The sequence below is a fragment of the Micromonospora globbae genome, assembly GCF_036184225.1.
GTDB classification, from domain to species: Bacteria; Actinomycetota; Actinomycetes; order Mycobacteriales; family Micromonosporaceae; genus Micromonospora; species Micromonospora globbae.
Genome location: NZ_CP108084.1, coordinates 332,677 through 355,827 on the forward strand (window position 1 = coordinate 332,677; position 23,151 = coordinate 355,827).

General features: G+C 73.6%; 19 protein-coding genes and 1 pseudogene. 5 read left to right on the forward strand and 15 right to left on the reverse strand.

What is annotated here, in order from left to right:
- Window positions 1–53 precede the first annotated feature (53 nt).
- Complete coding sequence (locus tag OG994_RS01520; RefSeq protein ID WP_120327136.1) at window positions 54–413, forward strand: MerR family transcriptional regulator; 360 nt, start codon at window positions 54–56, stop codon at window positions 411–413.
- Here the strand turns inward: OG994_RS01520 and OG994_RS01525 are convergent.
- Complete coding sequence (locus tag OG994_RS01525; protein WP_328851973.1) at window positions 389–751, reverse strand: hypothetical protein; 363 nt, start codon at window positions 749–751, stop codon at window positions 389–391. The genes OG994_RS01520 and OG994_RS01525 overlap by 25 nt on opposite strands.
- Window positions 752–1,270: 519 nt before the next feature.
- Here OG994_RS01525 and OG994_RS01530 point away from each other — a divergent pair.
- Window positions 1,271–1,498 carry a GntR family transcriptional regulator gene (locus tag OG994_RS01530; protein WP_328851974.1) on the forward strand — a complete coding sequence of 76 codons (228 nt, stop codon included), beginning with the start codon at window positions 1,271–1,273 and terminating at the stop codon, window positions 1,496–1,498.
- Window positions 1,499–1,538: 40 nt separating this feature from the next.
- On the opposite strand, the gene OG994_RS01535 is transcribed toward OG994_RS01530, so the two are convergent.
- From OG994_RS01535 to OG994_RS01555, 5 genes are all read right to left on the reverse strand, one after another.
- On the reverse strand, window positions 1,539–3,014 hold the full coding sequence (locus OG994_RS01535) for a hypothetical protein (protein WP_328851975.1): 1,476 nt from the start codon (window positions 3,012–3,014) through the stop codon (window positions 1,539–1,541).
- A gap of 18 nt (window positions 3,015–3,032) precedes the next feature.
- On the reverse strand, window positions 3,033–3,392 hold the full coding sequence (locus OG994_RS01540) for a hypothetical protein (RefSeq protein ID WP_328851976.1): 360 nt from the start codon (window positions 3,390–3,392) through the stop codon (window positions 3,033–3,035).
- Window positions 3,393–3,562: 170 nt separating this feature from the next.
- Complete coding sequence (locus OG994_RS01545; RefSeq protein WP_328851977.1) at window positions 3,563–4,486, reverse strand: LLM class flavin-dependent oxidoreductase; 924 nt, start codon at window positions 4,484–4,486, stop codon at window positions 3,563–3,565.
- An 85-nt stretch (window positions 4,487–4,571) separates the two neighbouring features.
- Entirely contained in the window at window positions 4,572–5,906 is a 1,335-nt protein-coding gene (locus OG994_RS01550) for a low temperature requirement protein A (RefSeq protein WP_328851978.1), read from the reverse strand.
- A 46-nt stretch (window positions 5,907–5,952) separates the two neighbouring features.
- Window positions 5,953–6,531: a TetR/AcrR family transcriptional regulator gene (locus OG994_RS01555; RefSeq protein WP_328851979.1), complete on the reverse strand. Its 579-nt coding sequence runs from the start codon at window positions 6,529–6,531 to the stop codon at window positions 5,953–5,955.
- 145 nt (window positions 6,532–6,676) lie between these two features.
- On the opposite strand from OG994_RS01555, the gene OG994_RS01560 reads away from it, so the two are divergent.
- Complete coding sequence (locus OG994_RS01560; RefSeq protein ID WP_328853638.1) at window positions 6,677–7,627, forward strand: SDR family NAD(P)-dependent oxidoreductase; 951 nt, start codon at window positions 6,677–6,679, stop codon at window positions 7,625–7,627.
- Between the two features lie 57 nt (window positions 7,628–7,684).
- On the opposite strand, the gene OG994_RS01565 is transcribed toward OG994_RS01560, so the two are convergent.
- The 5 genes and pseudogenes from OG994_RS01565 to lpdA form a co-directional block, all read right to left on the reverse strand.
- Entirely contained in the window at window positions 7,685–8,569 is an 885-nt protein-coding gene (locus tag OG994_RS01565; protein WP_328851980.1) for a glycine betaine ABC transporter substrate-binding protein, read from the reverse strand.
- A gap of 79 nt (window positions 8,570–8,648) precedes the next feature.
- Window positions 8,649–9,542 carry an ABC transporter permease gene (locus OG994_RS01570; protein ID WP_120327144.1) on the reverse strand — a complete coding sequence of 298 codons (894 nt, stop codon included), beginning with the start codon at window positions 9,540–9,542 and terminating at the stop codon, window positions 8,649–8,651.
- 74 nt (window positions 9,543–9,616) lie between these two features.
- Window positions 9,617–10,792, reverse strand: a pseudogene (locus OG994_RS01575) (quaternary amine ABC transporter ATP-binding protein); the annotation flags it as partial.
- Between the two features lie 1,054 nt (window positions 10,793–11,846).
- The gene (gene sucB, locus OG994_RS01580; RefSeq protein ID WP_328851981.1) at window positions 11,847–13,685 is read right to left on the reverse strand and encodes a 2-oxoglutarate dehydrogenase, E2 component, dihydrolipoamide succinyltransferase; all 1,839 of its coding nucleotides are present in this window, start codon (window positions 13,683–13,685) and stop codon (window positions 11,847–11,849) included.
- A gap of 72 nt (window positions 13,686–13,757) precedes the next feature.
- On the reverse strand, window positions 13,758–15,149 hold the full coding sequence (lpdA, locus tag OG994_RS01585; RefSeq protein ID WP_328851982.1) for a dihydrolipoyl dehydrogenase: 1,392 nt from the start codon (window positions 15,147–15,149) through the stop codon (window positions 13,758–13,760).
- A gap of 178 nt (window positions 15,150–15,327) precedes the next feature.
- Here lpdA and OG994_RS01590 point away from each other — a divergent pair, with 178 nt between their 5' ends.
- Window positions 15,328–15,657 (forward strand): hypothetical protein, encoded by a 330-nt coding sequence (locus OG994_RS01590; protein WP_120327146.1) that lies wholly within the window; start codon window positions 15,328–15,330, stop codon window positions 15,655–15,657.
- A 101-nt stretch (window positions 15,658–15,758) separates the two neighbouring features.
- On the opposite strand, the gene OG994_RS01595 is transcribed toward OG994_RS01590, so the two are convergent.
- Window positions 15,759–17,330, reverse strand: coding sequence for a leucyl aminopeptidase (locus OG994_RS01595; protein WP_328851983.1), 1,572 nt, complete (start codon window positions 17,328–17,330; stop codon window positions 15,759–15,761).
- Window positions 17,331–17,492: 162 nt separating this feature from the next.
- Here OG994_RS01595 and gcvT point away from each other — a divergent pair, with 162 nt between their 5' ends.
- On the forward strand, window positions 17,493–18,635 hold the full coding sequence (gcvT, locus tag OG994_RS01600) for a glycine cleavage system aminomethyltransferase GcvT (protein WP_328851984.1): 1,143 nt from the start codon (window positions 17,493–17,495) through the stop codon (window positions 18,633–18,635).
- Window positions 18,636–18,716: 81 nt separating this feature from the next.
- On the opposite strand, the gene OG994_RS01605 is transcribed toward gcvT, so the two are convergent.
- From OG994_RS01605 to OG994_RS01615, 3 genes are all read right to left on the reverse strand, one after another.
- On the reverse strand, window positions 18,717–20,003 hold the full coding sequence (locus OG994_RS01605; protein WP_120327149.1) for a DUF2314 domain-containing protein: 1,287 nt from the start codon (window positions 20,001–20,003) through the stop codon (window positions 18,717–18,719).
- Between the two features lie 66 nt (window positions 20,004–20,069).
- On the reverse strand, window positions 20,070–20,843 hold the full coding sequence (cobS, locus tag OG994_RS01610; RefSeq protein ID WP_328851985.1) for an adenosylcobinamide-GDP ribazoletransferase: 774 nt from the start codon (window positions 20,841–20,843) through the stop codon (window positions 20,070–20,072).
- Window positions 20,833–22,755 (reverse strand): bifunctional adenosylcobinamide kinase/adenosylcobinamide-phosphate guanylyltransferase, encoded by a 1,923-nt coding sequence (locus OG994_RS01615; RefSeq protein ID WP_328851986.1) that lies wholly within the window; start codon window positions 22,753–22,755, stop codon window positions 20,833–20,835. The genes cobS and OG994_RS01615 overlap by 11 nt, the downstream gene beginning before the upstream one ends.
- Between the last annotated feature and the right edge of the window lie 396 nt (window positions 22,756–23,151).

The window sequence follows — 23,151 nt, forward strand, 5'->3', positions numbered from 1 at the left end:
GCGCCCAGCCTTCAACCTGGAGCGCGCTCCAGGTCAAGCCCTAGCATGCGGGCATGTACGCACCCTCGGAGGCCGCCCGCCGCAGCGGCTTCAGCCTCGACACCCTCCGGTACTACGAGAAGATCGGCCTGCTCAGCGGCATCGGCCGCACCTCCAGCGGGCGGCGCGTCTTCACCGACGACGACCTCGGCTGGCTGGAGCTGTTCCGTTGCCTGCGCGACACGGGCATGCCCATCGCGCAGATGTGCCGCTACGCGGAGCTGGCGCGCGAGGGCGACCACACGGCCGCCGAGCGAAAGGCGCTGCTGGAGGAGCACGCCGTCCGGGTGGAGGAGCAGATGAGCCTGCTCCGGCGCCAGTACGACCACCTCCGCGAGAAGATCCGCTACTACGAGGGGCTGGCCGAGTCCTGACCCGCGGGCGTGCCGGACGCCGGCGCGGGTCCGCCGTCCGGCCGCCCCGACTCCGGCTCGACGCCCGGGCGGGAAGGGGTGGCCCAGCCGATGAAGCGGTCGAAGAGCTGCTGCGGGCCGGGAGCGCCGTGCGGGTCGAGCAGGTGCAGGTCGGTGGCCGCGTCGTGCAGCACGCTGCTCAGGTAGAGGCAGAGCGCCACGCGGTTGCCGGCGTACTCGCGGGCCAGGCGCAGCTTCGCGGGCGCGCACGGCCACGGTGCGGCGCAGGCCCGGCACAGCCACAGTGGACGCAACGGCAGGTGCGACACGCCCGGGCCGCCGGCCCCGGGGGCGGTCACCGGCGACCGCCGTTGGCGCGCCACGTCCGGGCGTGCCGCGCGAGCCAATGAAGGGCCGTGCGCCTCGTCCACGAACGGGTGTCGCGCGGTGGGGCGGGCTCGGTGGGTATCGGCGCGTGCCGGTCCGGGCAGGCGGCCCAGCGCAGGCCGCAGGAACACCAGCGCCGCACGCCGCGCCAGGTGCGCCGATGTCTCGGCGCGAGGGGTACGGGCGACAGGCCGCGCCGCCGGATCGGCCACATGGACGCCTCCATCTGCTGCTGCCGGTCGTGCCGTCCGCGCCGTCGGGAAAAGCGGCGTACGGAACGGCTGCGGACGTGTGGGCGCACCCGACCGGCGACCGGGGAAAGACGCCGGCCGGGTGCGATCTCGGGGGTGACCAGCCCGGGGGTTTGCAGACCTGGGAACCGGTCATCGAGAGCTTTACACACCATGTTGTACAAAGCAAGGACCAGGTCGGCGCTACTTGTCCCGACTAGTTGTTCATGGTCGAATGGCGGCGCAGACCTGGGAGCGTGCATGCCCGCCAAGCCGAAGTGGGCGCAGCTCGCCGACCACATCCGTGCCCGGATCGAGTCAGGCGAGTGGGCGCCGGGAGACAAGTTGCCGTCGACCGCCCAGCTCAAGGAGGAGCACGGCGTGTCGCAGACCGTCGTGCGGCAGGCGATCCTCGTCCTCCAGACGCAGGGGCTGGTCGAGGGCGTGCACGGCGTCGGGGTCTTCGTGGCGGAGCGCGCCGAGAACTGAGGCTGGCCGGGGCGCGGTGGGCGCCCCGGCGTACGCCCGGTCAGGCGACCGTGTCGGCCGCTCCCGTGCCGGCGGCGGCGGGCCGGGCCTCGATCACGACGGGCCGCGCGCCCAGGCACTGCGGCGCGAAGTGCGCCACCACGTAGTCCCAGGTCGCCTTCGCCTCGCCGTACGTGAAGGTCGGCTCGCCCTGCAACCAGAGGTTCAGCAGCGTGCGGGGGATGGCCCAGCCGCGCCACCAGCTGTTGGTCTTCGGCGAGTACATGATGCGGTCGACGCCGTCGGTGTGACAGAGCCCGAAGTAGTGGCCGAGTTCGTGGATCGGCACGTACTTCCAGATGTCGTCGGGCAGGTTGTCGACGAACGTGACGCCGGAGGCGCTCTTGCCGTCCAGGCCGCACCGGCTCTCGTGCAGGTTGCTGGCCAGCCCGCGCAGCGTGTTCGTGTACCGGAACACGCCGACGGCGACCGGGTGGCAGAGGTCGGCGGTGGCCCCGTCCGGGTCGACGCCCTTGTCCCGCCGGCCGAACACGTCGACGAGGAACCGCGTCTGCGCCACCGGGACTCCGGTGTGGACGATGTGGGCCGCCTCGGTGACCTCGCGGTCCTCGGTGTCGAAGTCCAGCATGAGCGCCAGCTCGCGCCCCTTCTCACGGGCCACCGACAGCTTCGAGTCCCGCACCCCGTCGCGCATGGCCAGCACGACGAACGCCGGTCCCTCCGCCCCTCGGGAGCTGAGGTACGTGTCCAGCTCGTCGGCGGAGATCGGGTTGTCGAACTCCCCGCCGCCGCCCCCGCCCACGACGGTCTCCTTCTTGAGGGTCTTGTAGCGCTTGCGGTTCCAGTAGCCCTCGGGGAACTCGAAGCCGCAGAGCGCCCGCAGGTTGATGGCGCCCTGCTCGTGCAGGATGACGAGGTTGGGCACCCCCGGTTCCCGCGTCGACGGGGTCTGCGAGTCGAGCTTCGTCCGGTACGCGGTCCCGTGCAGGCGCAGCCCGAACGCCCCGTGGTCGAGGCGGATCGCCTCCTTGATCTGGCTCAGGGTGTCGCCGGAGTACTTCGCCTCCAGCAGGCCGCGCACGTAGCGGCGGAGCCGCTCCTTGTTGATCTCCTCGATGATGTAGTCGATCGTGTCGCCGAGCAGCGCGACGCGGGCCAGCCGGATGATCCCCAGTACGCCGCCGATCACGATGCGGAGGAAGCCGTCGAGGATCCGCCGCCAGTCGAGCGTCACGATGCCGACGACCATGTCCCAGAGCCCGGCGGCGATGTCCACGACCGCCTCGACGACCACGCCGACGATCGTGCAGACCGTCCGCGTCACCCACTTGCCGACGATCACGACCACCCACCGGACGACCTTCACGAGGACGGTGACGAACCAGCACACCCATCCCCGCGGGTCGTACCAGGGGTAGTCCTTGCAGCGCTTCTCCTGCCGCTCATCCCACTCCTCGACGGGCTTGGAGACCTCCTCCTCGATCCATTCGGTGACTTCGGTGCAGACCAGTGCCATGACAACCCCCTTCCGGGGTCAGGCGGCGGTTCGCAGGGCGCGCAGCCGTGCGAGCAGGCGCTGGCGGCTCCACGCCAGGCCGAGGAGCTTGCCGGCGACGGCCGCTGCGAGGCAGGCGAGGGCGGCGGTGGCGAGCGCCGCGACACCGCCCGGTCGGGCCAGGACCGCGCCGGCCACCGCGACGACGAGGGCCGACGCTCCCCAGGCGCAGCCGCAGTCGTTGAACAGGTGGCGGATGGTCCGGGCGGCTCGATCACTCTCGGTGGCATCGAGCCCGGGCATCGTGATGGTGACCCGGTCGAGATGGGGACGCTTCAGCCACGAGACCAGCGCCTCCACCCGATCGAGATCCGCCGGATGAGCGATCTCGATGTTCACGGTGCGTCACCTCTCCACGACACCTTCACTGTGGGGGTGGTGGGGTGCCGCGTCAAGTGACCGTTCGGGCAGGTGACGGCGTGGATGGTGTCGGCGTCACGACAGCGGTGCCGGCGGGCACCGCAGTGGGCCGGCGCGGCAGCGGTGCCGGCGTCACCGCGGTGCCGGCGTCAGGACAGCGCGGCGACGCGGGGCAGCACCGGGGCGAGGGCGTCGAGGGCGTCGGCGCGGACGACGTAGCGGGTGATGCCCCAGCGGCGACGGTGGCCGTCGACGGCGGCGACGATCTCGTCCTCGGTGCCGATCAGCACGTACGGGGTGGCGAGCAGCTCCTCCACGTCCAGCCCGGTCTGCCCGGCCAGCTCGGCGGCGGCGGCCTCCGCGTCGTCGGTGACCACGACGCGCTGCACGAGCGCCTCCAGCGCCGGCGGCTCGGCGCGACCCTCGGCGCCGGCCGCGACGTGGGCGAGCTGCGCCTCGATGTCCGCGACGCGCCAGCGCACCTCGTGCATGTAGCCGTCGGGCAGCGTACGGCCGAGGCCGGCCAGCCCGACGACGTCGGCGTGCGCGCCGGCCCAGCGCAGCAACGTCGAGTTCGCCGTGCCGACGGTGACCGGGACGCGCCGCTGCACCGGCCGGGGCGTGTCCAGCCGGGCGGCACGGACGACCAGGTCGTCGGTGTCCACCGTGACCTCGTCGCCGTCGAGCAGGGCGCGGACGGCCTCGGTGACGGCCACGGCGCGGCGCACCCGCCCGGCCACGTCCGGCCGCTCCCGACCGACCGCGCGCCACTCGGCGGGGGTGTGCCCCGCGCCGATGCCGAGTCGGGCCCGGCCGCCGGAGACCAGGTCGAGGGTGGCCACGTCCGCCGCCAGCAGCATCGGTTCCCGGATGCCGGCGTTGGCCACGTACGAGCCGAGACCGATGGTGGTCGTCACCGACGCGGCGGCGGCCAGGGCCACGAACGGCGTGGCCACCGCCCCCGGGTGGTCGGCGGCGAGGAGGGCGTCGTAACCGGCGGCCTCGGCGCGCCGCGCCAGCTCGGTCCAGCTCGCGGCGTCGGACGGGCTCGCCTGGAGGGAGAAGGTGACCATGGCGTCCAGCCTGCCGGCCCGCGCGGGCCGGAGGCCAGCCGGACGCGGCCGATTCTGCTACCGGCAGACCCGCGTGCGGCCCGGGTCACTCGCGGTCGCGTCCTACGTCCTCGGACTCGTGCCAGGCGGCCCGGAAGGCGACCTCGTGCGCCTCGTGGCTGGTCTTCTCCTTGAACACCGCCTCGCGCAGGGCGCTGCGCGAGTCGGCCATGACCACCACCTCGGCGGCCACCAGGCCGACGCAGATGACGGCGAGCAGGGCGAACGCGGCCAGCGCGGGCAGGAGGGCGGCGACGGGGATCGCCGCGGCCAGGGCGACCACCACGCCCACCCGGGTCCAGGAGAGCGTGCGCAGGGTGCGGGCCTGGAACAGCATGTCGCCGACGAAGTAGACGATGACCCCGCCGTAGAGCAGCGGCACGCCCGGACCGTGGGGCCGCTCGTCGGCCCCGATGTGCGGGTCGCTGATCTGGCGGACGACCTCCTCGGCGCCGAGGGCGAAGATGATGATCCCCGCGATCATCACGAGGTAGAGGTAGGCGTACGCGTCGCGGGCCATCGCCACGCGGGGCCGGCCCAGAGCGGCGTGCTGGGCGATCCGCGCGGCCGGGCCGATCACGTCGAAGTGCGCCCACCACAGCGCCGCCGTGAAGACGACGCCGCAGACGGCGGCGCTGACCGCGCCCCAGGTGACCGGCTGGCCGAGCAGGTTGCCGCCGACGCCGACCGAGATGATCGACTCGCCGAGCGCGATGATCAGGATGAGGTCGTACCGCTCGGTCCAGTGCTCGGCGGAGGCCACCGTCCACCCCCAGGCGCCGGAGACGAGCCCGCTCCCGTACTGCATCAGGACCACCGCGACCCAGAGCGCGTCGCGGAGCATCGTCGCCGTGCCCTCGTGATCGAGGGAGGGCGGGATGAGCGCGGCGCCGAGCAGCAGCACCGTGCTGATGATCACCTCCGGCGAGTACCTGAGCAGCAGCCGCCGTTCGCCGGGCTTCTCCTTGGCGATGTGCCAGTAGAGCAGCAGGTGGACGGCCCGGATCACCACGTAGCTGATGGCCACCACCATCGGGCCGGCGGCGGCCTGCCGGGGATCGCCGAACGCCTGCGGCAGGGACAGCGCGAAGCAGAACAGGGCGGCCATCCCGATGACCATGAGGACCGGGACGAAACCCTCGCCGAGCCGGACGCGGGTCGCCACGACACTGTGCACCACCCAGCACCACCAGAGCACGGCGAGCACGAGCAGGCCGTGCAGCAGGCTCCGGCTGCTGATGTCCATGGCCGTGGCGCGGGTGATGATGAAGAACGAGAACACGAAGACCAGGTCGAAGAAGACCTCGAACCGGTCGACCCGGGCTCCCGGCGCGACGGCGACGGCCGGTCCCAGCCGCCCCCGCCACCGCTCGCCACCCACCGGACGAGTCTGCCAGCGCCGCGGGTGGGCACGGGCCGGAATCGGATCAGCTCCCGCGGCGGTACCGGAGGCCGTCCATGAGCAGGTCGAGCAGCCGTCCGGCCTGCTCCCGGCGGGTGGGCTCCCCGGCGGCGAGGGACACGCCGCTCAGGCTCGCCAGCACGTCGGCGGTGGCGACGTCCCCCCGCAGGGTCCCGGCCGCGGCGCCCGCCGACAGGAGCAGGTCGAGCGCGCCGTGCAGCCGGTCGCGGCTCTCGGCGTACGGGTTGGCGCCCGCCTCGATCACGAGCCGCAGCGCGTCGGCCATGCCCCGCTTCGTGGCGAGGTAGTCGATGAAGAGGTCCATCCAGGTCCGCAGCGCCTCGTCGGGTGGCGACGCGGCGAGCAGGTCGGGGGCGGCGTCACAGAGCTTGGCCAGTTCGCTGCGGTAGGCGGCCTCGACGAGCGCCTCCCGGGTAGGGAAGTGCCGGTAGAGGGTGCCGATGCCGACGCCCGCCTCGCGGGCGACGGACTCCAGCGTTACGTGCGGCCCGCCCTGGGAAAACGCCCGCACGGCGGCGTCGAGCAGTCGCTGGCGGTTGCGCTGGGCGTCCGCCCGTCGTGGTCGGGGGGCGTTGTCGCCCATGTCGCCTCCTGATGGTGGCCCGAGGTGTGAGCCGGCCGGTTGGCAAACGGAGGAGCCTCCGGTTAGTGTCGATCGTAACGGAGGATCCTCCGCTTCCCATCGTAGTGGCCGGCCGGCGGGCGCCGGCCGACGCCGACAAGGACGGATCATGACCAGTACACGAGTGAGCACCCCGTTCACGAACGAGACCACGGCACTCGAGGTGGTGCGCGGCGTCGACCTCACCGGCCGCCGGGCCGTCGTCACGGGCGGCGCCTCCGGCATCGGCGTGGAGACCGCCCGGGCGCTCGCCCAGGCCGGCGCCGACGTCACCCTCGCCGTCCGCAACCCGTCCGCCGGTCAGGAGGCGCTCGCCGACATCACGGCCACCACCGGCAACGACCGGATCCTCGTCGCCCCGCTGGACCTGGCCGACCTGGGCTCCGTGGCGGCGTTCGTGGCGAACTGGGACGGCCCGCTGCACATCCTCGTCGACAACGCCGGGATCATGGCCGCGCCGGAGATGCGCACCCCGCAGGGCTGGGAGATGCAGTTCGCCACCAACCACCTCGGGCACTTCGCGCTGGCCACCGGGCTGCACCCGGCGCTGGCCGCGGCCGGGGGCGCCCGGATCGTCTCGGTCAGCTCGGCGGCCCACCTGCGCTCGCCGGTCGTCTTCGACGACATCCACTTCGCGCGCCGCGCGTACGACCCGTGGCTGGCGTACGGACAGTCCAAGACCGCCAACGTGCTCTTCGCCGTCGAGGCGACCCGGCGCTGGGCCGGCGACGGCATCCTCGTCAACGCGCTGCACCCGGGCGCGATCCGGACCAACCTCCAGCGGTACGTGAGCGACGAGGAGCTGGAGCGGATGCGCGCCCAGACGGGCGGCACCGCCGGGGCCGGCTACTGGAAGACCACCGAGCAGGGCGCCGCGACGTCCGTGCTGCTCGCCGCGTCGCCGCTGCTCGACGGCGTCGGTGGGCGCTACTTCGAGGACTGCCAGGAGGCCGGGCCGAACCAGCCGGGCACCCGCACCGGGTACGCCCCGTACGCCGTGGACCCGGAGGCCGCCGAGCGGCTCTGGCAGGTGTCGGAGGACATGCTGCGCGACTGAGCGCGGACGGGCCCCCTCCCGACGCCGCGTCGGGAGGGGGCCCTGTCGTTCACCGGCTCAAGCGAGCGACGACACGTAGTCGGGGTTGGCCTTCAGCCACTCCTCGACGGCCTTCTTCTCGTCACCCTTGTGGGTGTTGAACATCAGGTCCTCCAGCGACGCGAGCTGGTCGCCGTCCATCTTGAACGCCTTCAGCATCGAGGTGACCTCGGGGAAGTCCTCGCCGAAGCCCTTCCGGGCGAACGTGTTGATCTGCTCGGCCTGGCCCAGGGTGCCCTTCGGGTCGGCCAGGTCCTTCAGCTCGTACTTTGCGTAGGCCCAGTGCGGGTGCCACAGCGTGACCACGATCGGCTTCTTCTCGGCGATCGCGCCGTCCAGAGCCGCCAGCATGGCCGGGGTGGACGAGGTCTTCAGCTTCATGGCGCTGTCGAGGCCGTAGCCGGGGATCACCTGCTCCTGCGTGGCCTTGGTGAGGCCGGCGCCCGGCTCGATGCCGATGATCTCCCCGCCGAAGGTGTCGGCCTTGGCCGCCAGATCCTCCAGGGAGTCGATGCCGTCGACGTACGCCGGCACCGCGATGCTCAGGCTGGCGTCGTCGTACCAGACGCCGAGCTTCTCCAGCTTGTCGCCGTACTTCTCCAGGTAGGAGGCGTGCGTCTGGGGCAGCCAGCCGTCGAGGAACAGGTCGATGTCGCCGCCCGCGAGACCGCCGTAGACCAGACCGGCCTCCAGGTTCTTGAGCTCGACCTGGTAGCCCTTCTCCTCCAGGATGTGCTGCCACAGGTGGGAGGCGGCGATGGCCTCGTCCCAGGCCATGTAGCCGATCGTGATCTTCTTGCCGTCGCCGGACGCGTCATCCGACTCGCTGCAGGCGGCGGCGCCACCCAGGGCCAGGGTCGCGGTCACCGCCACGGCGAGGACGCGCTTCAGCGTGGAAAACAACCTATTTGTCCTTCCTGTAGAGAGTCGCCGGCGTCCCACGTGTCCGAAGGATCCGCGACGCCGGCGCGGAGGGCGACGATCAGGCGGCCTGCCGCGCGAGGCGCTGCGCCCGCGCGGACGGGAACCGCTCGCCCACGGAATCGGTCAGCCGGTCGAGCACCACGGCGAGGACCACGACGGCGATGCCGCCCTCGAAGCCGCTGCCCACCTCGACCTGGGACAACGCGAACATGATCACGTCGCCGAGGCCGCCGGCGCCGACCATGCCGGCGATGACGACCATGGACAGCGCCAGCATGATGACCTGGTTGACCCCGGTCATGATGGTCGGCAGGGCCAGCGGCAGCTTGGTCCGGAGCAGCACCATCCACGGAGGTGCCCCGAACGACTCGGCGGCCTGCACGATCTCCTTGTCGACCTGGCGGAGGCCCAGCTCGGTGAGGCGTACGCCGGGCGGCATGCTGAACACCAGCGTGGCGAGCACACCGGGCACGGTGCCGATGCCGAAGAAGAAGATCGCCGGGATCAGGTAGACGAACGCCGGCATGGTCTGCATGAGGTCCAGCACCGGCCGGGCCACGGCCGAGGCCCGCCGGTTCTCCGCGATGAAGACGCCCAACGGGATCGCCAGCACCAGGGCGAGCGCGCTGGCCACGAGCACCTGGGCCAGGGTGCTCATGGTCTCCTCCCAGTACGGCATGCCGGCCACCAGGCCGAGGCCGACCGCGGTGCCCAGGCCGAACTTCCAGCCGCGCAGCCACCAGCCGAGCCCCGCCAGGACGAGGACGACCACGACCGCCGGCACGCCGGTGAGCAGGTCGTCGAGCGGGCGGACCAGGGCGTCGACCACGGCGGCGATCGCGTCGAAGGCGGGGCCGAGGGTGCCGGTGGCCCAGTCGACGGCGGACTCGGTCCAGGTGCCCAGCGGCACCCGGGGCAGCCAACCGTCGAGCGGCGACTCGTGCTGGCTCATGCCGGATCTCCCTTCGCGCCGACGAGATCGACCTCGGCCGGGCCGTCCAGCGCGGGCACCTCGTGCGGTGTGGTGCTGGCCAGGGCGCTGAGCAGGGTGATCCGTGGGATCACACCGGCCAGCCGGCCCTTCGCGTCCAGCACGGCCACGGGGTGCTGGCTCTCGGCGCAGTCGGCGAACAGATCGGCGACGGCCGTGTCCTCGGTGACCGTCCGGACCCGCTCGGTCGAGACGTACCCGTCGAGGCTCTGCCGGCCCTCGCGCAGCGCGCGCAGCACCTCGTCCTCGGTGACCGTGCCGAGGAACTGCTTCCGCGGACCGGTCACGTAGACCACCGAGGTCTGGTTCTCCCGCAGCGCGCGGGCCGCCACCCGGGGACCGACGTTGACGTCCAGCGTGGTCTGCGCCTTCTCCATGACCGAGGAGGCGGTGAGGATCCGGGTGCGGTCGACGTCCGCGACGAACTGCGCCACGTAGTCGTTGGCGGGGTCGGTGAGGATCTCCTCGGCCGTGCCGATCTGGACGATCCGCCCGTCCCGCATCACGGCGATCCGGTCGCCGAGCCGCATGGCCTCGTTGAGGTCGTGAGTGATGAAGACGATCGTCTTGCCCAGCTCGGCCTGGAGCTCCAGGAGCTGGTCCTGGACCTCGCGGCGGATGAGCGGGTCCAGCGCGGAGAACGCCTCGTCCATCAGCAGGATGTCCGTGCCGGCCGCGAGCGCGCGGGCCAGCCCCACCCGCTGCCGCATGCCGCCGGAGAGGTTGTGCGGCAGCTTGTCCGCCCAGTCCGCCAGGCCCACCATGCGCAGCGCGTCCATGGCCCGCTCGCGCCGCTCGGCCTTCGGCAGGCCGGCGACCTCCAACGCGTACCCGGCGTTCTCCAGCACCGTCCGGTGCGGCATCAGCGCGAAGTGCTGGAAGACCATGCTGATCTTCTCCCGCCGCAGCTTGCGCAGCGCGGCGGGGCGGAGCGTGGTCAGTTCCACCCCGTCGACCCGCACGCTGCCCTGGGTCGGGCGGAGCAGGCCGTTGAGCATCCGGATGAGGGTGGACTTGCCGGAACCGGAGAGGCCCATCACGACGAAGATCTCGCCGGGGCGTACCTCGAAGTTCGCGTCGATGACGGCGGCCGTGGCCGGGAGCCCGGCGAGCGCCTCGTCCCGGGGGGCGCCGTCCGCGAGGCGCCTCATCGCCTCGTCCGTCCGGCTGCCGAACACCTTGTAGAGCGACTTCACTGCGAGTGCGGGCACGATCCCCTCTCCGACGGAAACCGGTGGCGGATCACGCCATCGATGACCATCTTCGCGTCTCGTCCGTCGATATCAACACCGATCACATTCGGTGGGCCATCCCGGCCTGGGCGGAAAACCTACCGGCGTCATCGCCGTAAATCCAGCCGGTCCCGCGCGGATTGTGGAACTGACCACAAAAAATGGGCGATCCCAATTGTCGAATTCGGTCACGGTACGCAGGACGTACGTACTGTCCGTGGTCGCGGCGCGGGTGGTTGGGTCCTTCCTGCACCGTTTGTCCCCGCGACACGGAACGCGGAGCCGCGTGATCAGCCGCGGACGCCCGTCCCCGAATATGAAGGCGTTGATAGAGAACTGTCATGCGTTCGTCATATTCGGCACGAGCCCCGCGGTGCACTCGGCCGACGCATTCCGATTACCGGTTTCGGCGTCGCCGAGGCGCGGTGCCGGCCGCACCGAAGTGCCGGGTGTCCACCGGGGACGCCGACAGAACAGTGCCGCGGCGCGGGTCGGCGCGCGACCCGGCGGGCCGACCGGATCGGTGCCGGCGGCGCGGCAACCATCGACTACCTCGGATGCCCTTCATGCCGACAGCGCCGAGCGGGATCTTCCGGCGGGCCGCGTCGGGCGGGCGTCGGTACGTCCGGCGGGGGCGCGTCGGCGTTGCGTGGACTCGTCCGGCGGGGCCGCGTCGGGCGTTGCGTCGACTCGTCCGGCGGGCCGCGTCGGGCGTTGGGTCGACTCGTCCGGCCGGCGGGCCCGGGGGACCGGTCTCGTCGCCGTACGCCTGCGGCCGGCGTCGCGTGGCGCCGGCGGTGCCGGGGCGCCCGTCACCGGCCGACGCGGGCGGTGACCGTCATGTCGGCGCGCGGGTCGTGCGGGCGGCTCGTGCGGGCAGCCACCGCCGCTCGGGCGGCTGCCGCCGCTCCGGCCGCCCGGCGGGGACGACGGCCTGGACCCGGCGCGCGTCGGCGCCCGACCCGGACGGCCCGGACACGCGAAAGGGGCGCCCCGGTTGCCCGGGGCGCCCCTGCGCGGTCGCGTTAGCGACTCAGAGACCCAGCTCCGCCTCGAAGTTGCCGGCCTCCAGCCGCTCCTTGATCGCCGTCAGGAAGCGGGCGGCGTCGGCGCCGTCGATCAGGCGGTGGTCGTACGAGAGGGCCAGGTAGATCATCGACCGGACGGCGATGACCTCGCCCAGCTCCGGGTCGTTGACCACGACCGGGCGCTTCACGACGGCACCGGTGCCGAGCATCGCCGACTGCGGCGACGGCACGATCGGGGTGTCGAAGAGCGCGCCCCGGCTGCCGGTGTTCGTGAGCGTGAACGTGGCGCCCGCGATCTCGTCCGGCGTGATCTTGTTGGCCCGGGTCCGCTCCGCCAGGTCGGCGACGCGCTTCGCGATGCCGCCCAGGTTCAGGTCACCGGCGTTGTGGATGACCGGCACGAGCAGGCCGCGCTCGGTGTCCACGGCGATGCCGAGGTGCTCCGCCTCCGGGTAGGTGATCGTCCCCGCCTCGAGGTCCATCCGGGCGTTGACGATCGGGTAGCGCTGCAACGCCTCGATCGCCGCCAGGGCGAAGAACGGCAGGAAGGACAGCTTCACGCCGTGCCGGGCGAGGAACGAGTCCTTCGCCTGGGCCCGCAGCTTCGCGATCTTGGTGACGTCCACCTCGATGACGGTGGTGAGCTGCGCCATCTCGTGCAGCGACTGGTGCATCCGCTTGGCGATGGCCGCGCGGATCCGGGGCAGCTTCTCGGTCGTGCCCCGCTTCGCGCTCGGCTGCGGCTTGGCGGCCGGCTGGGCCGGCGCCGCGGCGGCCGGCTGGGGTGCGGCCGGAGCCGGGGCGGCCTTGGCGGCCCGGGCCCGCTCCGCGGCGTCCAGCACGTCCTGCTTGCGGATCCGCCCGCCGACGCCGGTGCCGTTGACCGTGGACAGGTCCACGCCGTGCTCGCTGGCGAGCTTGCGCACCAGCGGGGTCACGTAGCCGGGAGCCTCCCCGCCGCCCTGGGCGGGAGTGGCCGGAGCCTGCGGGGCCGGGGCCGGCGGCACCGCACGCTGCTCGGCCTGCGCCGGCTGCGCGGCGGTCTCCGCCTCGGCCGCCGGCTCGTTGTACGACAGGCCGGGCGTCGCGGCGGGAGTCGGCTTCGCCTCCGGCTGCGGGGCCGGCTTCGCCTCGGGCTGCGGCGCGGGAGCCGGCTTCGCCTCGGGCGCGGGAGCCGGGGCGGGCTTCGCCTCGGCCGGGGCGGCGCCCGCGGCGCCGATGACGGCCAGTTCGGCGCCGACCTCGGCGGTCTCGTCCTCGGCCACCTTGATCTCCAGCACGGTGCCGGCGACCGGGGACGGGATCTCGGTGTCCACCTTGTCGGTGGAGACCTCCAGCAGGGGCTCGTCGACCTCGACGGTGTCACCGACCTGCTTCAACCAGCGGGTGACCGTACCCTCGGTGACGCTCTCGCCGAGGGCCGGCATGGTGACCGGCGTGCCCCCGCCCGACGGCGCGGCCTGCGCGGCCTGCGGGGCCGGGGCGGCCTGCGGGGCCGGCTCGGGCTCGGGCGCCGTGCCCTCGGCGGCGGCCGTCGGCTGCGGGGCGGGAGCGGCCTGCTCGGCCGGCGCCTGCTGCTGCGGCGCGGCGCCGCCGGCCTCCTCACCCTCGCCGGAGATGACGGCCAGCTCGCTGCCGACCTCGGCGGTCTCGTCCTCCCCGACCACGATCCGGGTCAGCACGCCCGCCGCCGGCGACGGGATCTCGGTGTCCACCTTGTCGGTGGAGACCTCCAGCAGGGGCTCGTCGACCTCGACGGTGTCGCCCTCCTGCTTGAGCCAGCGGGTGACGGTGCCCTCGGTGACGCTCTCGCCGAGCCGAGGCATGGTGACCGATACCGGCATGTTCTCCAGACTCCTTCATTCCCCTGGTGCGATCTCGCCCGTCTGCCGCCGGACGCCGCGGAATACGTTCGATCAGGCGTGCGCGTGCAGCGGCTTGCCGGCGAGGGCCAGGTGCGCCTCGCCCAGGGCCTCGTTCTGCGTCGGGTGGGCGTGCACGAGCTGCGCCACCTCGGCCGGGTACGCCTCCCAGTTGTAGATGAGCTGCGCCTCACCGATCAGCTCACCGACCCGGGCACCCACCATGTGGACGCCGACCACGGGGCCGTCCTCGACCCGCACCAGCTTCACGAAGCCGGTCGTCTTGAGGATCTGGCTCTTGCCGTTGCCGCCCAGGTTGTAGTTGTAGGTCTTGACCTTGTCGGCGCCGTACTGCTCCTTGGCCTTCGCCTCCGTGAGGCCGACCGACGCGAGCTGCGGCTCGCAGTAGGTCACCCGCGGGATGCCGGCCTCGTCGATGACGGCCGGGTTCTGGCCGGCGATCTCCTCGGCCACGAAGATGCCCTGCTGGAAGCCGCGGTGCGCGAGCTGGAGGCCGGGCACGATGTCGCCGACCGCGTAGACGTTCGGCACGCTGGTGCGCAGCCGCTCGTCGGTCAGCACGTAGCCGCGGTCCATCCGCACGCCCTGCTCCTCGTAGCCGAGGTCGGCCGTGTTCGGGCCGCGGCCCACGGCGACCAGCAGCACCTCGGCCTCGACGACCTCGCCGCCGGCGATGGTCACCTTCACACCGTTGTCGGTCTTCTCGACCTTCTCGAACGGCTTGCCGACCTTGAAGTTGATCTTCCGCTTGCGGAAGGCCCGCTCCAGCGCCTTCGAGGACTCCTCGTCCTCCGCGGCGACCAGCCGGGGCAGCGCCTCGATGATCGTCACGTCCACGCCGAAGGACTTCCACACGCTGGCGAACTCGACGCCGATCACGCCGCCGCCGAGCACGATCGCCGAGGACGGCACCCGGTCCAGGAACAGGGCGTGGTCGCTCGTGATGATCCGCTCCCCGTCGACCTCCAGGCCGGGCAGGCTCTTCGCGTACGAGCCGGAGGCCAGCACGATGTTGCGCCCGGTGTAGCGCCTGCCGTCGACCTCGACGGCGTTCGGCGCCACCAGCCGGCCGGCGCCCGCCACGAACGTGATGTTCTTGGCGCTGCCCACCAGGCCCTGCAGGCCCTTGTAGAGGCGGGAGATGACGCCGTCCTTGTACGAGTTGACCGCCGCCATGTCGATGCCGACCAGCTCGGCCTTCACGCCGAACTGCTCCGCCTCGCGGGTCTGGTCGGCGATCTCGGCCGCGTGCAGCAGGGCCTTGGTCGGGATGCAGCCGTTGTGCAGGCAGGTCCCGCCGAGCTTCCCCTTCTCGATCAGGGCGACGGAGAGGTCCAGCTGGGCGGCCCGCAGCGCCGCCGCGTAGCCGCCGCTGCCACCTCCGAGGATGACGATGTCGAAGGTTGCGTCGTTCGGCTCGCTCACGTCCAACTCCCAGGTCGCGTCGCTGCATCGGGGGTCACGGTGGGCCGGCACGGGGCAGAGCCCACCTCGGTCATCTTGTCACCACCGGGCACAGGGCGCGTAGTGAGGTGCCCAACGACACGTCCCCGACACGTAGGCTTGGCACCGTTGTCGATGACGGATTGTGGGGGAGAGGTCCGTGGGGTTGTTCCGGCGCCGCAGGCAGACGCGCGCGGTGAGCCATGATCGGCCGGTCGACCGCGCCGATCTGGAGCATCTTGAGAACTTCGTCCGCACCCGGCGGGGCGTCGAGGCGTACATCGAACCCCGCACCACCGTCACCGAGACCACCGTCATGCTCATCGCCGACGACGGCGAGTGGACCCGCCGGCGGATCGACGGCCCCGACGGCGCGCGCCGCTTCGCCCACCGGATGGCGATTCCCGTCTACGACGTACGCCTCATGGGCTACCCCCAGCGGATGCGCGACTTCAACGAGCGGCGCAAGCGCCGCCCCGAGCTGTACTGAACGAGCCGCCGGCTGCCCTCGGCCCGCCGCTGCCCGCCCCGGATGCGGAAGGGCCCCCAGCGACGCGCGGCGGCGTCGACCGGGGGCCCCTCCTCGCACGGTCAGCCGTTCGCGGCGACGTCCTCGACCAGGTGCACGAGGGTGCGGACCGGCACGCCCGTGCCGCCCTTGCTCCAGTAGCCGGTCGGCTCGCCGGAGTGGTAGCCGGGGCCGGCGATGTCGATGTGCGCCCAGGCCACGTCCTCGGCCACGAACTCGCGCAGGAACACGCCGCCCTGGAGCATGTGCCCGGCCCGGTCCATGCCGGCGTTGACCTGGGAGATGTCGGCGACGTCCGAGTCCATGCCCTTGCGCACGTCGTCCGGCAGCGGCATCGGCCAGGCCGGCTCGCCCACCGCGTCGCCCGCGGCGCGGACCCGCTCGCAGAGCTCCGGCGTGCCCATCACACCGGCGACCCGCTTGCCCAGCGAGATCACCTGGCCGCCGGTGAGCGTGGACGTCTCGAAGAGGTAGTCGCAGCCGTCCTCGCAGGCGCGGGCGATGGCGTCGGCCAGGATCATCCGGCCCTCGGCGTCGGTGTTGAGCACCTCGACCTTCTTGCCGTTGTACATGCTGATGACGTCACCCGGCCGGTACGACGTGCCCGACGGCATGTTCTCGGCCATCGGCAGGTAGCCGGTCACCGCGACGGACGGCTTGAGCGCGGCCACCGCGAGCATGGCGGCGCCCACCGCGGCGGCGCCGGCCATGTCGGACTTCATCTCCCACATGCCCTGCGCCGGCTTGATCGAGATGCCGCCGGTGTCGAAGGTGATGCCCTTGCCGACCAGCGCCACCCGCTTGCCGCTGCCGCCACCCTCGGGGGTGTACGTGAGCTTCACCAGCCGCGGCGGGGCCTCCGAGCCCTGCCCGACGGCGATGATGCCGCCGTAGCCGCCCTCGCGCAGCGCGGCCTCGTCGAGCACCTCCACGCCGAGGCCGGCCGCACGGGCGGCGTTCGCCACCGCTTCGGCGAAGGCCGGCGGGCGCAGCTCGTTCGGCGCGGTGTTGACCCAGTCCCGGCTGGTGAACACGGCACCGGCCACGGCCGTGGCCCGGGCGATCTCGGCCTGCGCGGTGCGCTCGCCGGCGTCCGGCACGGCCACCAGCACCTCGGCCACCGGCTCCCGGCGGTTCGGCTGGGGCCGGGTCTTGTAGCCGGCGAAGCGGTACGCGCCGAGCAGCGCGCCCTCGGCGACCGCGCGCAGCGCGGCCGGGGCGTCGGCGTCGTCCGGCAGCGGCAGGGCCATCGCCACGCGCGACGCGCCGGCGAGGGCGCGGACGGCCGAACCGGCGGCCCGCCGCAGCGTCTCCGGCTCCGGGGCGGCGCCGGACGGCTCCGGGCCGAGGCCGACGGCGGCGACCACCGGCGCGGTGATCGTGCCCAGGGTGGCCAGCTTGATCACCTCGCCCGGCCCGCCGGTCGCGCCGAGCAGCGCCAGCGTCTCGGTGAGCTTCCCGTCGAAGGCCGCGGCGATGCTCTCCGCGCCGCTGGCGAGCAGCAGGCTGCCGGCGAGGCCGCTCGTGGCGTCCTGCTCTCCGGTCTGGCTGTGCACGCCGATCACGATGGCGTCGACGGCGAGCTCCGCGGGGTCGGTGTCGACCAGGCTGAGTGTGGTGCGGGGCGATGTCACTGAAGCTACTCCGGGCGGGCCGGGCCGGCCGCGACGACGCGTACCGGCGGTGAAGGTCTCCGGCGGCAACCTACCCGCCGGACGTGTGGGCTGTCCCGCCGACGGCACCGGCGGGTCCCGCCGATGCTAACCAGCGGCCGTGGTCCCGGTAAGTTGCCACCCATGACCGACGTGACCACCGACGTCGCCGAGACCCGGCTGCGTCGTTCCCCGCTGCACGAGCGGCACACCGCCGCGGGCGCCAAGTTCGCCCCCTTCGGGGGCTGGGAGATGCCGCTGGAGTACGCCGGCGGCGGCGTGCTCCGGGAACACACGGCGGTGCGTACCGCGGTGGGCGTCTTCGACGTCTCGCACCTGGGGAAGGCCCGGGTCACCGGCCCCTGTGCGGCGGACTTCGTCAACGCCTGCCTCACCAACGACCTGGGCCGCATCGGCCCCGGCCGGGCGCAGTACACCCTCTGCTGCGACGACGCGAGCGGCGGTGTGGTGGACGACATCATCGTCTACCTGCACGCCGACGACCACGTCTTCCTGATCCCCAACGCGGCCAACACCGCCGAGGTGGTCCGGCGGCTGCGCGCGGCCGCGCCGCCCTCGGTCACGGTCACCGACGAGCACGAGGCGTACGCGGTGCTCGCCGTGCAGGGTCCGCGCTCGGCCGAGCTGCTCGCCTCGCTGGGGCTGCCGACCGACCACGGGTACATGAGCTTCTCGACCGCCACACTGGACGCCGCCGGCGTCCCGGTCGAGCTGACCGTCTGCCGGACCGGCTACACGGGCGAGCTGGGCTACGAGCTGGTCGTGTCGGCCGAGCACGCCACCGCCGTCTGGGACGCGCTGTTCGCCGCCGACGCCGCGTACGAGCTGCGGCCCTGCGGCCTGGCGGCGCGCGACACGCTGCGCACCGAGATGGGGTACCCGCTGCACGGGCAGGACCTGTCCCTGGACATCACGCCGGTGCAGGCCCGCTCGGGCTGGGCCGTCGGCTGGGACAAGCCGGCGTTCTGGGGCCGGGACGCGCTGCGCGCGGAGAAGGCGGCGGGCCCCCGGCGTACGCTGCGCGGCCTGGAGGCCGTCGACCGGGCGATCCCGCGTCCCGGCATGACCGTGTACGCGGGCGGATCGACCGTCGGGACGGTCACGAGCGGCACCTTCTCGCCGACGCTGAAGAAGGGCATCGCGCTCGCGCTGCTGGACACGGGTGCGAACCTCGCCGACGGCGACCTGGTCGAGGTCGACGTCCGGGGCCGCCGCGCCCAGATGCGCGTGACCCGCCCCCCGTTCGTCCAGCCCAGCGTGAAGTAACCCCGCCCGGATTGCAGTTGATCATGAGGTTGGCGGCGGAATCCGAGATCGAAGACGCCGCCAACCTCATGATCAGCGGGGTCAGGACGGGCGTTCGCCGGCGTCGAGGACTGCCTGGGTCCAGCCGCCCTCGATGACGCCGGTGCCGTCCAGCAGGGCCCAGTCGACCACGTCGGCGGCCTCCACGACGACCGGGGAGCCGATCCGCACGCTCGGGTCGGAGGCGGCGTCGCTGGCGCTCACCCCGACGATCCGCTCCGGGACGTCCCACGAGGTGACGCCCGCCCAGACGTACTCCGGGCCGTCCTCACCGGGTAGCCCGTACTTCACCACGAGCTGCGACTCGCGCGGCAGCTGCCCGGCCACGAACCGGGCGCGGATGTCGCCGAGCGCGGCCCGGGCGGTGGCGATCGCCTTGCTCATCGCGTCACCGGGACGCGCGTAGCGCACGTCCGGCTGTATGCCGGCGAAGAGGGTGGCGCAGGCCGCGGCGTAGTACCGGCCGTCCGGGCCGGGGTGGCCCGCGGGCGGCCGCAGGGTGAGGAACGACTCCGCCTCCGGGTCGGTGGCCGGGTCCAGCTCCAGCCGGAGCAGCACCGGCGCCGTCGCCCCGTGCTGCTCCGGATTGCCGTACGCCACCGCGATGTCGTGCCCGGTCACCGTGGCCAGCACCGGCAGCGGCACGAACGCCGGCACGTCGTCGCCGGACAGCCCGTCGACCCACTCCCGCAGCAGCCGGCGCGCGGCTCCGGTCATCACCGCACCCCAGGCGCGGGTGAGGTGGTCCGGCACGCCCTGGGTCTGCAACTCCAGCAGCCCGAAGCGGCGCAGCCCCTTCGTGGTGAACCAGAGCCCCTCGGCGTCGGACGAGTAGGGGACGAGCACCCAGTCGACCAGCCGGATCCGGCCGTGGTCGTCGGGGAGTGAACGCAGCGCCGTGGCCGGGTCCAGGAACTGCAACCCGAACACGTCCACCACGTCGCCGTCGACCGAGTCGGCCACGGCGGCGGCCACCGCCCGCGCGGCCCACTCGTGGGCGGGCGGCCACCCGGGCCGGTACTCGGCCTGCACCACGACCAGGTGGGTCGCCGCGGCGAGCCGGTCCAGCTGCGTCTCGCTGGCCCCGAACGCGGCGAGCAGGTCCGGCGGCAGTTGCGGGAACTCGCCGATGGGGCGGGTGTCCACGCTCATCAGGGGGCTGTCCAGCATCTGCCGCGCCAGCCCGTGCACCGGATCGGCGATCCGCCCGGCGAGCGCCGCCACGGCGCTCTTCGTGCCGACCCGCGGGAGACCCTTGACGGGCACCAGGTAGGTGGCGCTGAGCGACTCCGGAACCGGTACGGGCAGGAAGTCGTCCGTGATGAGCATTCGTGTCCCCCGGTTGGCGGTGCCGGTGCTGTCGAGCCGAACGCTACCCGGCGCGCGGTGCCGCGTTCAGGCGGACAGCACCAGCCCCAGGTAGACCAGCGTGGTCACCACCTCGACGGTCGCGCCCAGCACGTCCCCCGTGATGCCGCCCAGGCGGCGTACCACGTGGGCCAGCAGCCCCGCCGCGACGGCGAGGGCGGCCGCGACGGCGAGCGGCCCCTGCCACGGCCGGCCCGGCACGGCGGCGACGGCCACCAGCGCGACGGCGACCGCGCCGACGGCCGGCGCGAGGGGACCGACGGTGCCGGCGACCAGCGCGCCGAGCCCCTCCGGCCGGGCCGCCGGCACGCCGCGCCGGCAGGCCAGCGTCACGCCGAGCCGGCCGGCCGCGGTGGCGGCGACCACCGCCGCGGCGCCCGCCGGCCACGACCGCCCGGCCAGCTCCGCGAGCGCGGCGACCTGCACCAGGAGTACGACCACCAGGGCGACCACCCCGAACGGACCGACGTCCGGCTTCTTCATGATCTCCAGCGCGGCCGGCCCCCGGCGGTACGAGCCGAGCGCGTCCACGGTGTCGGCCAGCCCGTCGAGGTGCAGGCCGCGGGTGAGCAGCGCCGCGGCCCCGACCGTCACGGCGGCCGCGACCAGCGGGGGAGCGACCGCGGCCAGGAGCAGCAGCACCCCGGCGAGCAGCGCCCCGAGCAGCATCCCGACCGCCGGGGCGAGCGCCATGGCGACGCCCGCCACCTCCCGGTCGATCCGGCCGGCCCGCACCGGCAGCGTGGTGAACGTGGTGAGCGCCAGCCGGGCGCCGGCGGGGAACCGCCCGTCAGCCGGCACGCGGACCCGACGCCGGCTGCTCCTCCGGCTCGGTGCTGGCCGGCCCCGGGCCGGCGGGCTCCGGCTCGGCGAAGTCCGGCTCCTGCGGCTCGGTGCTGGTGGGACCGGGGCCGGCGGGCTCCGGCTCGGCGAAGTCCGGCTCGTCCCCGTCGGCGTCCTCGCCCGGCACGTCCCCGCCGCCGAGCGACGGGTGGGTGGGCAGCGCGGCGGCCAGCGCCAGCACCGAGCGCAGCATCGGCAGCGCGACCAGCGCGTTGGCGCCCTCGCCCAGGTCCAGCCGGAGGTCGAGCAGCGGCGTGAGGCCGAGGATGTCGGCGGCCAGCTTCACGGCCGGGTCGCCGCCGTGGTCGGCGAGCAGGCACCAGTGCCGCGCCTGCCCGGCCAGGTCCCGGCTCACGAGGCCGGCGGCGACGCCGACCGGGCCGTCGAGCATCACGGGGATCCGGCGGGCCGTGGCGCCCAGCAGAACGCCGGTCGCGATCGCCACGTCGCCGCCGCCGAGTTCGGCCAGCACCTCCTTCGCCCCGCGGGGCGAGGTGCGGGTGCGGTGCAGCGCGTCGCGTACCGCGGCGCAGCGGCGCATCCAGGCCGCGTCGTCGATCTCGCCGTTCTCGGTGACCACCCGTCCGAGCACGGCCGGCGGTTCCGCACCGGCCGTGGCGGCGAGCACCGCGGCGGCCGCCGCCTCGGTGCCGGCACCGCACGCCGCGAGCACCAGCAGTTGTACGCCGGCCTCGGCGGCCTCCTCGGCCAGCCGCCAGCCGTAGCGCAGCGCGGACTCCACCTGCTCGCCGGTGAGCGCCGGCTCGTGCTCCATGGGGCCGGCCGTCACGGCGTCCACCACCTGGAGGCTCGCGCCGCACTCGGCGGCGAGCCGGGCCAGCGCGCCCCGGCCGGCGCGGGCCTGCCCGGCCCGGCGCGCCGACTCGCCGGGCCGGGTGCCGGCGGCGGCGCCACCCTCGTGGTCGCCGTTGAGCAGCAGCACGCGTACGGAGTTCCAGGCGGCCGGCGTCACGGTGCCCTGGGTGGCGGCGGCGAACCCGACGAGTCGATCCAGCACGCCGAGCCCGGCGCCGGGCACGTCGAGGGTGGCGAGGCGTTCGACGGCCTGCGGGCCGGCGTACTCGTCGGGCATCGGCAGGTCCATGCCGGGCTGGATGACCAGCCCGGTGGCGACCATCGGCAGCGCCGTCGTCGGCGCCGTCCAGTCGGTCGCGGTCTCGACGGGCAGGGGCGGCGCGGCCGCGGGATCCGCCGCGGCCGAGAAATCGACGAGTTCCGGTGTCGGCTCGGGCGCGGCGCCGTTCACGGCGGGCGGCGCGGCGACCGGGGCGGTGGCGGCCGGCGCGGCGGTCACGGCCGCGTCCGGGGCCTTGAGCCACGCCGGCTGCCCGGCGATGACCAGGACCACCGCGTCGCAGGCGTCGGCGACGGCGCGGTTGGTGGCGCCCAGCGCGTCGGTGAACGCCCGCCCCACCGGCGTGGTCGGCACGAGGGACAGGCCCACCTCGGGGCTGACCAGCACGAGCCGGGCCAGGCAGCCGCGCACCGCCGTCGCCAGCTCGGCGATCGTCTCGGTGTCGTCGGCGGGCTGGTGCGCCGGGTCGAGGAGCACCGTCACCCAGCCGCCGAGGTCGTCGACGAGCAGCGTCTCGTTCGGTTCCGCGGCGGCGATGACGTCCGCGAGCCGGCGCGGGTCGCCCGCCGTCTCCTCGGTGGTCCAGCTGCCCGGCCGCCGTGCGCGGTGGGCGGCCAGGCGGGCGGCCCACTCGGTGTCCTGCGGGTCCCCTTCCGGCGCCGTGGCCACGTACCGGACCACCGGCGCGTCGCTGACCAGGGACTCGGCGAACTCGGACTTGCCGGACCGGGTGCCGCCGAGCACCAGGACCGTGTTCCACCCGTCAACCGACATGCCCGTACCTTAAAGCCGTCTCCCGCGCCGGTGCCCGCCGGGCGGTCAGTCGCAGTGCTCGAACGGGCTGGTGTAGCTCGCCCCGCCGGTCGATCCGCCCCACCGCACGCACGTTCCGGCGGCGCTGGCCCGGACCGGGCCGGCGTAGTAGTCGAACGAGCCGCTGTCGGTCTTGCGGGACTGGCCCTTCACCTCGAGGAACGCCGAGGCGGCCGTCGCCGTGCCGACCGCGGTGTCCTTGAGGGTGACCACGCAGTTGTAGCCGTTGCCCGCGTTGTAGAGCAGGTAGACGCGGCCCGTGCGCCGTCCACCACTGCTCAGCGTCGCCTGGTCGATCACCTGGTAGCCCGAGCCGCATACCTGCGTCGCCGTGTACGGGTTGGGCCGTTCCGGTTT